Raw genomic sequence first — 11,558 nt, forward strand, 5'->3', positions numbered from 1 at the left:
TCCCGCCCCGGAGCTTCAGCCCGCATCCAAGGCAGTCCCTGCACCTACTCCGGTCGGGGAAGCCCCCCCGCCGTCTCCTACGCGAACTGCACGGAGGTTCGCAATGCCGGCGCCGCACCGATGTACCAGCGCCAGCCCGGCTACGCCAGCCACCGCGACCGCGACGGCGACGGCGACGGCGACGGTATCGGCTGTGAATAGCCGATCCCTTCGGCCCGACTATTCCCCCGCGCCTCCCTGCTCCCGGGTCTTGGCCTCCGTATCCTCCAGTAGTGCCTGAAGCTCCTCGGCGCTGAGATCGGGGGCACAGCAGTACCGTTCGTGTCCTCCTCGATGGCTGCCCGGACTTTGCCCGAGTGACACACCTCAATAAGCTTCTTCAGATCCTCGTCATGCGCACGGTCGGCAGTGGTCGCCCAGACCGCGGTGTAGACCTGCGCCTCAGGATCATCCGGGTCATCCGCATAGATCGCGCCATCGGCGGAAGGATCCGGCGGGGCTGGGTACTCCGCGTTGATCACCGTGGGCGTCCCGTCCTGGTAGGCGATGGCAGTCTGGCTGGCATCCACCGGGGAGACCGTTACCTTGGACTTGTCGGTGACGATATCCGCCGGGGTCGGGCTGGTCAGGGTGTCATCCCGCAGGGTGACGAGGCCGGCTGCGGCAAGCACGTGGATAGCACGACCCTGCGCGACCGCCTGGCCCTGGAGCGTCCGGAGCGGGGTGCGCCGCTGGTGTGACTGTCCCTCGCCCGGGACACCGGCCAGGCCGCACCTGGCGTCATCGGAGAATAACAGTTAAGCGGCTATCCGCGTCATTCTTCGATGACGCCGACCTCGGAGCTACGGTCACCCAAATCAGTCTTCCCCAACCACCCGCCCAGCACCACCCCGCCGCCGTAGACTCGGGGCAGTCATCCGCATCAGGAACCGCGTCACACAACGCGTCTCACAACGCGGCACGCAACGCAGCCAGAACCCGAGGAGCCCGCCATGATCGTCACCACCACCGGCACCGTCGAAGGTAAGCCGGTCACCGAGTACATCCGCGTCGTCGCCGGCGAGACCGTCGTCGGCATCAACATGTTCAAGGACATCGGCGCGGGCTTCCGCAACCTCGTCGGCGGACGTTCCGCCGGCTACGAGGGTGAGATCAACGGTGCCCGTGAACAGGCCCTCGGCGAGATGGTGCAGCGCGCCATCGAACTCGGGGCGGAGGGCGTCGTCGGTGTGAAGATCGACTACGAGTCCCTCGGCCAGGGCGGGATGGTCATGGTCACCGCCGCCGGCACCGCCGTGCGCTTCTGAGGGACGCCGTGCATCACCTCAACCGAATGAACCGACCACACCGTCTCCGCACCGCCACCCTCGCTACCGCGACCTGTGGTGTCCTCGCTCTCGCCGCCTGTGGCGGTGACGATGAGGACGCCGCCCCCACCACCGTGGAATCCTCTGACGCCGTCACCGGGGATCTGCCCCGCTTCGAATCCACCGCGGAGATCCGCGACAAGCTCGCCGGCACGGACTGGGAGTGCCAGGTCTGGAACGACAGCGGCAACAGCGACAACAGCGGAGACAGCGGGGACAGCGGGGACACTGGCGAAGTCGACGGCACGGCGTCCTCCTGCCTCACCGCGATCGGCGGCGGCGAGAACCGTGACCAGCCGAGCATCCACGCCATCTACCTCAACGACCATCCCGCGGAGACGGCGTCCGTCATCTTCCAGGACGAGTCCCCGGCCGTGATCGTCGGCAACAACTGGCTCTTCGACTGTGGTCCGGACACCGCCATCAGCATCGACCAGTGCAAGGACATCGCCAGGATCCTCGGCGGCACCGTCGTCCTCCCCGACCCGGTGTAGAGGCTGCGCCCGTCTCTGCCCGACCAGAAGCTACGCCCGCACCTTCACCGGCATCTTCCGCGCGAAGATGATCCCCAGTGTCATCACCGCGCCCAGCGCGGCGATCGCCCAGCCGGTGAAGTGCAGCCCCGCATCCGTCGCACCCGCTGAACCGTCGCCGGCGCCGGCGCTCATGCACAGTGCCACGATCACCGCCGACAGGTTCGCCGCCACATACTGACTGGTCTTGTAGATGCCCGTCGCCGTGCCGACCTTCTCCACCGAGGTCACGGTGTTGATCAGCCCCTGGTTGCCGATGTTGTTGAACCCGTTGGGCACACCGGCGATGAGCGCGACGATGACCATCACCCACACCGGAGTGGAGCTGTCCTCGACCAGCGCGAGCGCCAGGCCGGTGAGCAGCAGGAAGAACCCGCCGATCCCCAGCACCACCCGTGGCCCGCGCACCGCAATCACCCGGGCGGCGACGAAGGTCGAGCACACGGACACCACCGCCATGGGGAACATCATCGCGCCGGCCTGCGAGACAGACATGCCCGCACCCTGCTCGAACCACTGCGGCAGCCCGTAGTACAGACAGTAGAACGCCGCATAGGTCACCATGGTCCGCCCCAGGGTGTTCGCCAGCTGCCGGTTCGCCGCCACGGCCCGCAGATCGATGAACGGCACGGACGCCCGCTGCAGCTCCCACCACACCCACACGCCACCGAAGAGGACGAGCAGGGGCAGCGTCCACCAGGAGATGCCGTCGGTCAGGGAGATGAGGAAGAGCATGAGCATGGTCACGGTCACGCCGAACAGCAGTGCACCGACAATGTCGAGGCGGCGTCCGAGGCCCGTCCCGGGGCGTCCTTCCCCGGCGATGCGAGGCACCTTGACCAGCACCCACGCGCCGGACACGGCCACGAGCAGCACATTGATCCACAGTGTGGACTGCCACCCGGCCACACCGACGAGCAGTCCGCCGAGCGAGGGTCCCACCGCGCTCATCGCCTGGCCGCACATGGTGAACACGCTGATCGCCGACCCGGTCTTCCACCGGTGCCGTTGCGCCAGCACGCGGACGATCGTCATGGCGTTCGGCATCTGCGTCGCCACGCCGACACCGATGATGAGGCGTCCCGCCACGAGGACGCCGAGGCTCGGCGCCAGTGCCCCGAGCACCGACCCGAGGAGCACGAGGAGCAACCCGGCGAGGTACACCCGGCGCGCACCGAAGACCACGCCGAGCACCCCGGCCATCGGTGAGACGATGGCGGTGGCGATGTAGAACGCGGAGAGGACCCAGGAGACCTCCGCCCCGGCTCCGAAATGGCTGCCGATGGAGACCATCGCCACGGCGATCATCGAGGAGTTCAGCGCCTGGAGCATGATGCCGGTGCCGAGGGCCAGCGTGATCTGGGAGGGGATGTTCTCCCGGGGTGGTTGTGGTGGCTGGTCGGAGGCGGGCGACGGCGTTACGGGACTCACGTGGTCCTACGCTATGCCCCTGACCGGTGCATTCACCAACCGGTCACTGTGGTCACCGCGGTCAGATGTTCGCGATGAACTGGTGCATGTTGCCCTGGTCGAAGGACGCCCGGCGCCAGGTGTCCCAGGCGTGCGCACCGATGAGGTCGTACTTGAACTCGATGTTCGTCCGTCCTGCGAGTGCGGCGCGTGCCTGGAACTCGGCGGTGAAGATCATCGACCCCGTCTCGTAGGGTCCGCCCTTGACGACGGTGGCGATCGGGTCCGGCCCCATGTCACCCAGGAGGTTCGGCACACCGGAGGACGCCGAGACGATCACCGGCATCGTCAGCCGGTCGATGTTCAGTGTGGGGTTGTTGGCCACGCGTCCGCCCTCGTTGGCCCAGGGGATGCCCTCGAAGTCGTTGTTGAACATGGCGGTGCCGTCGACGACCGCGCGCTGCAGCGGCATGCCCGGGTCGTAGACACCGGACAGGGCGTAGACGGAGCTGTAGATGTCAGGGTGGTTCGCGGCGAGGTTCATCGCCCCGTATCCGCCGGAGCTCAGGCCGGTGACACCGGTGGTGCCGCGTCCGCCGTTGGGCACACTCCAGTTTTCCTGCAGGTACTGGGGCAGCTCCTGGGACATGAAGGTCTCGAACTGCTTGCCCCGGTCGCCGTCCCAGTCCTGGACCCAGGTGAAGGGGTCCATCGCGGGGAAGACGAGGGTGGCGTCCTCGTCCGCGAGGGCCTGCAGAGCTCCACCGGCGGAGACCCAGCCGTTGATGTTGCCGGAGTCGGCACCGTCGATGAACTGTGCGACCCTGTTGTTGCCGGGGGTGAGCGCCGGGCGGACGATGACCGGGAAGTCCCGGTTCATCGACGCCGAGTGGACGGTGCACTGGAAGGCACCGTTGTCGATCGCCGAGCAGCCGGCCGGGTCCGCGGCAGCGGCCGGGATCACCGTCGGCACGACGGTGAGGGACGCCGCGACGGCGGTGGCTGCGGCGAGTCCGGCAGCGCGGGTGCGGCGCGGATCAGGACGGCGGTGCCGTCCGACATAGGAACGTGAGTGTGTCATGTGTCAGTAACCTCCGGCCGCGAGCGTAGTTGGTGACACCTCGTAAAACAGAGTCGCGGGACAGTATTCACAGCCCGCGTTCGACTCAGGAACCTCATTTATTGACAGCGCACCTCATGAACCACAGAACCGAACAGCGTCCCGGCACCGCCCGGTCCCCTCAACTACCCTCGGCCGCCATGAGGTTCCGACAGATCGATCTTCCGGTGCACGACCCGTCCGGGTGGTCCGCGTGGATGACCCGGAGACTGGACGTGCCTCCCCACCCTGTCATGCCCGACGCCGTCACCGTCGGCTGGAGCACGCTGTCCTTCCGCTACCTTCCCGAGGTGGACGTCACGGTCCGGACCGGTCCGGACGCGGACAACGGCACCCCGCAGAAACGGGCCCACCACCTGGCCTTCGCCGTGCCTACCGGCACCATCGACGACTACGCCACGCAGTTCGACACCGACATCGTCGACCGGCCAGACGGGCCCTTCGCCATGCGCTCGGTCTACCTCACCGGCCCGGAGGACGCCGTGATCGAGCTAGTCGAGCATGGGCACCGTCCCGCCGGCGACACCCCTGACACCACCGGCGACCCGGCGCTGCTGCTCGGCGTCGTCGAGGTCGGGCTGGGCGTCCCGGACGTCCGGGCGTCCGGCGAGGCGCTGGCCGAGCACTACGGCGACCGGCTCCCCCACGGGTTCGGCGACCCGGACCGGCGGATCATCGCCGCCTACGGGGACATCGACGGCTCCGTGGTTCTCAGTGCCGCCGACCGTCCGTGGTTCCCCACCGAGGACACTTTCCCGGTCACGGACCGGCCGGGCATCAAGCTGGAACAGTGAAACAGCAAAACTAATTAAAACGCTGCGGACATAATTACTGCCGTAATACTATCCGCCCATGACGTTCTCTCAGCGCCCTCGACGCGCATACCGTACCGCCGCCACCGTCGCGGCGTCCGTCCTCACCGTCTCCCTCGCCGCCGCCGTCGCCGCACCGGCCTCAGCCGCCCCGGCAGACCGTTCCGACCTGCCGCTGCAGACACAGATCATCGGCGGCTTCTGGGACGGAGTCCGCCCCCTGCTCGACGTGCAGAACCCCGCCGACGACAAGACCTTCTACGAGGTCCCCGAGGAGCTCGGGGACACCGGCGTCGCCGACCTCGCACCCGGTACCGTCCTGCGTGAGCGCACCTTCAACTACCACGTCGCCACCCTCGAGGTCCCGGTGAAGGTCACCCAGGTCCTCTACGTCACAACCAATGCCCTGGGCGCCAACGAAACCAACGTCACCTCGATAGTTCATCCACCCACCAAGTCCGACGGCAAAGTCATCTCCTACCAGTCCTTCTACGACTCGGCGAACCCCCTCGACAACCCCTCTCGCATGATCGCCGGAAACCTCAGCCTCGGTGGCCTGATACCGGCCTTCGAAACCAGCTTCCTGGTCCCGGCACTGGCGCTGGGCCACCCGGTGATCGTCGCAGACACCCAGGGCAAAGACGCCAACTTCGCCGCAGGGCCCGCCTACGGTGCCGCCACGCTGGACTCCCTTCGGGCCGCCACGGCGGCGGAGACCTCCCCGATCACCCCCACCGACCAGATCGGTCTGTTCGGCTACTCGGGCGGCGCAATCGCCAGCAACTGGGCCGCGATCCGGGCCGAGGAATACGCCCCGGAGATCGAGCAGCGGATCGTCGGTGTCGCACAAGGTGGTGTGCTCGTGGACCCCCAGAAGAACCTCTCCTACGCCGGCGACGGTCTCCTCTGGTCCGGTGTGGTCGGACTGGCGCTGACAGCCCTCGGTGACGCCTACGACATCGACTTCTCCCAGTACTTCAACGATTACGGCATGGCTGTCGCCAACGATGTCCGTGACCTGTCGATCGTCGAATCCGTGGCCCGGTACCCCGGCCTGCACTGGTCCGACCTGGCGAAGCCGGAGTACCCCACCCCGCAGGACGCCCCGGAGGTCAAGGCGGTCATCGACGACATCAACATGGGCAACTGGGGCTCGCCGCGGATCCCCATGTTCGTCTTCCAGGGTGCGGCAGGCTGGATCGAGGGAACCCCCGCCTCCCCGTCCGTGGGCCCGGGCGACGGAATCATGGTGACGAAAGACGTGCGCACGTTGGTGCGGCAGTACTGTGAGGCGGGAACACAGGTCGAGTACCGCGAGTATCCGTTCGCCAGCCACGTCATCGCGGCTGTTCCGTGGGCGGTAGAAGGCTACCTCTGGCTGGAGGGCAGGCTCAGCGGAACTCCGACCACCAACAACTGCGCCACCGTGCCACAGGGCAACGAACTGTAGTCAGTCCTTCCCCAGTCGCGCATAGGCCGGGTTCGACAGCGCCATGACCACGGGCCCGAGAAACACGGAGACAGCCGGGGCCGTCACCGCCGGGGCGCTGACGGGGTGATCCGCTGCCGGTGAGACGTGCCCGGAGGTGGCTTCCGGAGTTCTGTCCGGTACCCGGAGGTTGCGTCGGGGCGGGGGCAAGTCGGGAAACCCGGCACGAGGTCCGGACGCGGACCGAATGTCAGATCGGTTACCGACACCTGGAACCTAGAAATGTCGTCCCACGTGTGCCTCCTCGCGCAGCGTCTTCACCATGTGCGGGTAGTGCAGCTCGAAGGCAGGCCGCTCGGAACGGATCTTCGGCAGCGAGTCGAAGTTGTGGCGCGGCGGCGGGCAGCTGGTCGCCCACTCCAGGGAGTTGCCGTAACCCCACGGGTCGTCGACCGTGACGATCTCGCCGTAACGCCAGGAGCTGAAGACGTTCCAGATGAACGGGATCACCGAGATTCCGAGGATCAGCGTGCCGATCGTCGAGACCTGGTTCAGTGTGGTGAAACCGTCGGACTCCAGGTAGTCGGCGTAGCGTCGCGGCATACCCATGTTGCCCAGCCAGTGCTGCACCAGGAAGGTGGTGTGGAAGCCGATGAAGGTCAGCCAGAAGTGGATCTTCCCCAGCTTCTCGTTGAGCATCCGGCCGGTCATCTTCGGGAACCAGTAGTACACGCCGGCGTAGGAGGAGAACACCACCGTGCCGAAGAGCGTGTAGTGGAAGTGCGCGACCACGAAGTAGGTGTCCGAGATATGGAAGTCCAGGGCGGGGGACGCCAGCATGATGCCCGTCAGACCACCGAACAGGAAGGTGGCGAAGAAGCCGATGGCGAAGTCCATCGGGGTCTCGAAAGTGAGCCGGCCCTTCCACATGGTGCCGAGCCAGTTGAAGAACTTCAGGCCGGTCGGCACCGCGATGAGGAAGGTCATGAAGCTGAAGAACGGCAGCAGCACAGCACCGGTGACGAACATGTGGTGCGCCCACACGGCCAGGGACAGAGCGGCGATCGACAGGGTCGCGAAGACCAGGCCGACATAACCGAACATCGGCTTGCGGCTGAACACCGGGAAGATCTCGGAGACGATGCCGAAGAACGGCAGGGCCAGGACGTAAACCTCGGGGTGACCGAAGAACCAGAACAGGTGCTGCCAGAGGATGGCGCCACCGTTGGCCGGGTCGTAGATGTGCCCGCCCAGGAGGCGGTCGTAGAGGACACCGAGGGCCGCGGCGGTGAGCAGCGGGAAGATCAGCAGCGCCAGCAGCGAAGTCACCAGGATGTTCCAGGTGAAGATCGGCATACGGAACATGGTCATGCCCGGTGCGCGGAGGCAGAGGATGGTCGTCATCATGTTGATGGCCGAGGCGATGGTGCCGACACCACCGACGCCGACACCGACGATCCAGAGGTTGGTACCGACACCCGGGGAGTGGATGGCGTCCGCCAGCGGCATGTAGATCGTCCAGCCGAAGTCACCGGCACCACCGGGGGTGAGGAAGCCGGAGAGCATGAGGATGCCGCCCCAGGTCGTCAGCCAGAAGCCCAGCGCGTTGAGGCGCGGGAAGGCGACGTCGGGGGCGCCGATCTGCAGCGGCATGATGTAGTTCGCGAAGCCCCACACGACCGGGGTTCCGTACAGCAGGAGCATCACCGTGCCGTGCATGGTGAAGAGCTGGTTGAACTGCTCGTTCGACAGGTACTGCATGCCCGGGTGGAACAGCTCCACGCGGATCAGCAGGGCCATGAGGCCACCGATGAAGAAGAAGCAGAACGACATGATGATGTACATGATGCCGAGCTGCTTGTGGTCGGTGGTCGTCAGCATGGTCCAGGCGTGGTTGCCCTTGAGGGACTTACCACCCTGGGGAGCAGGCCGTGTGGGAGCGACCGGATGGTCTTCCCGAGGCGCTACTGCGGTCATTCAATCCTCCTGACTACGCGGAGCCGCTCGTCGGGACGGCTCCCTTTGAATGAACTGCACGGTGTTGTGGCTCGGCGGCGTAGTCGTCACCTCCGCCGACACATCCAGCGCAGACTGCAGTCCATGGTAATGGGTGCGTTCAGATATTGATAGCCAGGACCCCCCTTAGCGGCCGAGGCGTCGCAATCGGGGGTAGCGCCCGCGATTCACGGCCGGAAAACCGCACAACAGCCACAGGCGTCACGGGAGCCACAACGCCGCCCGGTCAGGACGCCGCGGAACAGATACAAAGGAGTATCCGGTGTCACTGTCCAGGACAGAGATCCGGCCCCTGGTCCACGCCGAGCGGCGACGCCTGATCGACGACCTCGACACTATTGACGGTTCCCGCCGGGAAACACCCTCATTGTGTCCCGGGGTGGACGGTGCACGATATTCTTGCCCACCTGGTCGACGTCGCCCGGATCGGAGAGGTCGCGTTCCTCCGGCGCACGCTGAAGCTGAAAAGGGACTCCGATCCCGTCAATGAAGTAGGCATCCGTCAGTACAGACCGTCAGTACAGACATGACGACCCCGCGCAGACCCTTGAGAACTTCCGGCGGTCAATCAGTCTGACCAGGATGCCTACCGCACACCGGGGCAACCCGTCTCGTCGGGTCGGCCGTGCACCGGGAGGACATCCGCAGACCATTCGGGAGGGTGGGCCACTACCCCGACCCGGGGAGTGACCTACCGGGAGCATGTGTCCCGTGACAGGGAGTCTGCGGACCTAGAAGTCCCAGTCGTCGTCGACGGTGTTCTCGGCCTTACCGATGACGTAGCTGGAACCCGACCCGGAGAAGAAGTCGTGGTTCTCGTCGCCACCCGGATTCAGCGCGGAGATGATCGACGGGGAGACGCGGGTCTCGTCCGCCGGGAACAGCCCCTCGTAGCCGAGGTTGTTCAGGGCCTTGTTGGCGTTGTAGCGCAGGAAGCGCTTCACGTCCTCGGTCCAGCCGAGGTCGTCGTAGAGATCCTCGGTGTACTGGCACTCGTTGTCGTAGAGGTCGAAGACGAGCTCGAACGTGTGGTCCTTGAGCTCCTGCCGGCGAGCCTCGGTCTCCTGCTCCAGCGCGCGCTGGTACTTGTAGCCGATGTAGTAGCCGTGGACAGCCTCGTCACGGATGATCAGGCGGATCACGTCGGCGGTATTGGTCAGCTTGGCGTGGGAGGACCAGTACATCGGGAGGTAGAAGCCGGAGTAGAAGAGGAAGGACTCGAGCAGGGTCGAGGCGACCTTCTTCTTCAGCGGGTCATCACCCTGGTAGAAGTTCAGGACGATGTCCGCCTTGGTCTGGAGGTTCTCGTTCTCCTCGGACCAGCGGAAGGCGTCGTTGATCTGTGGGGTGGAGGCCAGCGTCATGAAGATCGACGAGTAGGACTTCGCGTGCACCGACTCCATGAACGCGATGTTGGTGAACACCGCCTCCTCGTGCGGGGTGACGGCGTCATCGATGAGGCTCGTGGCACCGACGGTGCCCTGGATGGTGTCCAGCATCGTCAGACCGGTGAAGACACGCATCGTGGCGGTCTGCTCGGCCTCGGAGAGTGTCCCCCAGCTCTTGATGTCGTTGGACAGCGGCACCTTCTCCGGGAGCCAGAAGTTACCGGTCAGCCGGTCCCAGACCTCGAGGTCCTTGTCGTCGGGAATGGTGTTCCAGTTGATCGCGGTCACGCGGTCCCCGGCACGGTGGTGGACCGGGGTGGTGATCTGGCGCGATGTCGTCATACAGCTCTCCTGCGGTAGTGCGGAATGTCTGCCCGGCCGGGTACTCCCCCGCAGCCTGACATATCCTCCCACCGTACCCCATCCGGGACTCATCCATCCGGCGGATCCGGGGGACGCGACGGGGACCGGGCGGAGCCGCAACCGAGCCGCAACCGAGCCGCAGGTGCCGGAGTTTCCGGGCCCTTGACACCCCCGACATAGGGTGGTGTGAATGAGGCGAGGCTGCACTTCATACTCGGGCAGAATGAGGAAGATCTGGCCGACGGGGGCACTTTCACCCCCGACCATGCTTCTGAACAGCATCTTTTACGTCGCACTCACTGCAGCACAGCCAAAGCATACTGAGGACAGACATGCCTGTTCACCTGCAGATATAAGCAAAGGTGAGGCTATCTGCCCTAGAGAAAGGATGAACCGATCAGTATCGTTACTGCCATGAGCATCAACGAGAAGTTCCAGGAAGCCGTCAACAAGCAGGTCGTCGCCGAGCACGGCGCGTCCCTCATCTACTCCCAGCTGTCCTACGAGATGGACCGCCTCTCCTTCCTCGGCATGCGCGACTGGTTCCGCGCCCAGGCCGACGAGGAGCGTACCCACGCCGCCAAGTTCGCCGAGCACCTCCTCGACCGCGAGGCCCGCGTGGACCTCACCGACATCGAGCTGCCGTCCCTGAAGATCGCCACCCCGTTGGACGCCTTCGAGGCCGCCCTCGCCCACGAGCAGAAGATCTCCGAGATGATCCGCAACCTCGCCCGCGTCGCGGACGAGACCGGTGACATCGATTCCCGCTCCCTCATCAACTTCTTCCTCGCCGAGCAGATCGAGGAAGAGTCCACCGTCAACGACATCATCGACTGGATCAAGACCGTCGGCAACGACGGCTCCGGCCTGCTGCGCATCGACGCCAAGCTGGGTGGCCGCGCCGAGTAGCAGTCTCCACGGTCACCGGGTAGCCGACGGCTTCCCGGCCACCCGGGCCGACAGCACACCAGTCAGAAGAGCCCCGCACTGATCCGAGGATCGGTGCGGGGCCCTTCTGCGCGTCAGCGGGGAGCTCATGATGTCGGCGACACGCAGTGTCAGGTCGTTCCGACTGAGGTCAGAACGACCTCAGGATGCGTGATGCGGACACTGCCGAGCG

General features: G+C 65.7%; 11 protein-coding genes and 1 pseudogene. 7 read left to right on the top strand and 5 right to left on the bottom strand.

Annotated features, from left to right (window positions below):
* Nucleotides 1-120: 120 nt before the first annotated feature.
* The gene (locus Q0A27_RS08070; RefSeq protein WP_291474556.1) at nt 121-201 is read left to right on the top strand and encodes a hypothetical protein; all 81 of its coding nucleotides are present in this window, start codon (nt 121-123) and stop codon (nt 199-201) included.
* A gap of 161 nt (nt 202-362) precedes the next feature.
* Here the strand turns inward: Q0A27_RS08070 and Q0A27_RS08075 are convergent.
* Nucleotides 363-671, bottom strand: a pseudogene (locus tag Q0A27_RS08075) (MetQ/NlpA family ABC transporter substrate-binding protein); the annotation flags it as partial.
* 321 nt (nt 672-992) lie between these two features.
* On the opposite strand from Q0A27_RS08075, the gene Q0A27_RS08080 reads away from it, so the two are divergent.
* Together Q0A27_RS08080 and Q0A27_RS08085 are read left to right on the top strand one after the other, a co-directional pair.
* Nucleotides 993-1,307: a YbjQ family protein gene (locus tag Q0A27_RS08080; RefSeq protein ID WP_291474540.1), complete on the top strand. Its 315-nt coding sequence runs from the start codon at nt 993-995 to the stop codon at nt 1,305-1,307.
* Nucleotides 1,308-1,333: 26 nt separating this feature from the next.
* Nucleotides 1,334-1,861 (top strand): hypothetical protein, encoded by a 528-nt coding sequence (locus Q0A27_RS08085; RefSeq protein ID WP_291474541.1) that lies wholly within the window; start codon nt 1,334-1,336, stop codon nt 1,859-1,861.
* 30 nt (nt 1,862-1,891) lie between these two features.
* Here Q0A27_RS08085 and Q0A27_RS08090 read toward each other — a convergent pair whose 3' ends face one another.
* Together Q0A27_RS08090 and Q0A27_RS08095 are read right to left on the bottom strand one after the other, a co-directional pair.
* The gene (locus Q0A27_RS08090; RefSeq protein WP_291474542.1) at nt 1,892-3,331 is read right to left on the bottom strand and encodes an MFS transporter; all 1,440 of its coding nucleotides are present in this window, start codon (nt 3,329-3,331) and stop codon (nt 1,892-1,894) included.
* A 61-nt stretch (nt 3,332-3,392) separates the two neighbouring features.
* Nucleotides 3,393-4,391, bottom strand: coding sequence for an alpha/beta hydrolase-fold protein (locus Q0A27_RS08095; RefSeq protein WP_291474543.1), 999 nt, complete (start codon nt 4,389-4,391; stop codon nt 3,393-3,395).
* Nucleotides 4,392-4,570: 179 nt separating this feature from the next.
* Here Q0A27_RS08095 and Q0A27_RS08100 point away from each other — a divergent pair, with 179 nt between their 5' ends.
* Both Q0A27_RS08100 and Q0A27_RS08105 read left to right on the top strand, forming a co-directional pair.
* Nucleotides 4,571-5,224: a hypothetical protein gene (locus tag Q0A27_RS08100; RefSeq protein ID WP_291474544.1), complete on the top strand. Its 654-nt coding sequence runs from the start codon at nt 4,571-4,573 to the stop codon at nt 5,222-5,224.
* A 58-nt stretch (nt 5,225-5,282) separates the two neighbouring features.
* Nucleotides 5,283-6,692, top strand: a complete 1,410-nt coding sequence (locus tag Q0A27_RS08105) for a lipase family protein (RefSeq protein WP_291474545.1) — start codon at nt 5,283-5,285, stop codon at nt 6,690-6,692.
* Nucleotides 6,693-6,947: 255 nt separating this feature from the next.
* Here Q0A27_RS08105 and ctaD read toward each other — a convergent pair whose 3' ends face one another.
* Nucleotides 6,948-8,648, bottom strand: a complete 1,701-nt coding sequence (gene ctaD, locus Q0A27_RS08110) for a cytochrome c oxidase subunit I (RefSeq protein WP_291474546.1) — start codon at nt 8,646-8,648, stop codon at nt 6,948-6,950.
* A gap of 425 nt (nt 8,649-9,073) precedes the next feature.
* On the opposite strand from ctaD, the gene Q0A27_RS15030 reads away from it, so the two are divergent.
* Nucleotides 9,074-9,217, top strand: coding sequence for a hypothetical protein (locus Q0A27_RS15030; protein ID WP_367273314.1), 144 nt, complete (start codon nt 9,074-9,076; stop codon nt 9,215-9,217).
* Between the two features lie 201 nt (nt 9,218-9,418).
* Here the strand turns inward: Q0A27_RS15030 and nrdF are convergent, their stop codons facing one another.
* The gene (gene nrdF, locus Q0A27_RS08115; protein WP_291474547.1) at nt 9,419-10,417 is read right to left on the bottom strand and encodes a class 1b ribonucleoside-diphosphate reductase subunit beta; all 999 of its coding nucleotides are present in this window, start codon (nt 10,415-10,417) and stop codon (nt 9,419-9,421) included.
* A gap of 435 nt (nt 10,418-10,852) precedes the next feature.
* Between nrdF and Q0A27_RS08120 the strand changes: the two genes are divergently transcribed.
* Nucleotides 10,853-11,347, top strand: a complete 495-nt coding sequence (locus Q0A27_RS08120) for a ferritin (protein WP_014009261.1) — start codon at nt 10,853-10,855, stop codon at nt 11,345-11,347.
* The last annotated feature ends 211 nt before the right edge of the window (nt 11,348-11,558 follow it).

The sequence above is a fragment of the Corynebacterium sp. genome, assembly GCF_022712275.1.
Taxonomy (GTDB): Bacteria; Actinomycetota; Actinomycetes; order Mycobacteriales; family Mycobacteriaceae; genus Corynebacterium.

Excerpts from the sequence above, each read along its gene's own strand:
- Q0A27_RS08070 (WP_291474556.1), top strand. The coding sequence starts at position 121 with ATGTACCAGCGCCAGCCCGGCTACGCCAGCCACCGCGACCGCGACGGC.
- Q0A27_RS08080 (WP_291474540.1), top strand. The coding sequence starts at position 993 with ATGATCGTCACCACCACCGGCACCGTCGAAGGTAAGCCGGTCACCGAG.
- Q0A27_RS08085 (WP_291474541.1), top strand. The coding sequence starts at position 1,334 with ATGAACCGACCACACCGTCTCCGCACCGCCACCCTCGCTACCGCGACC.
- Q0A27_RS08095 (WP_291474543.1), bottom strand. The coding sequence starts at position 4,391 with ATGACACACTCACGTTCCTATGTCGGACGGCACCGCCGTCCTGATCCG.
- Q0A27_RS08100 (WP_291474544.1), top strand. The coding sequence starts at position 4,571 with ATGAGGTTCCGACAGATCGATCTTCCGGTGCACGACCCGTCCGGGTGG.
- Q0A27_RS08105 (WP_291474545.1), top strand. The coding sequence starts at position 5,283 with ATGACGTTCTCTCAGCGCCCTCGACGCGCATACCGTACCGCCGCCACC.
- ctaD (WP_291474546.1), bottom strand. The coding sequence starts at position 8,648 with ATGACCGCAGTAGCGCCTCGGGAAGACCATCCGGTCGCTCCCACACGG.
- nrdF (WP_291474547.1), bottom strand. The coding sequence starts at position 10,417 with ATGACGACATCGCGCCAGATCACCACCCCGGTCCACCACCGTGCCGGG.
- Q0A27_RS08120 (WP_014009261.1), top strand. The coding sequence starts at position 10,853 with ATGAGCATCAACGAGAAGTTCCAGGAAGCCGTCAACAAGCAGGTCGTC.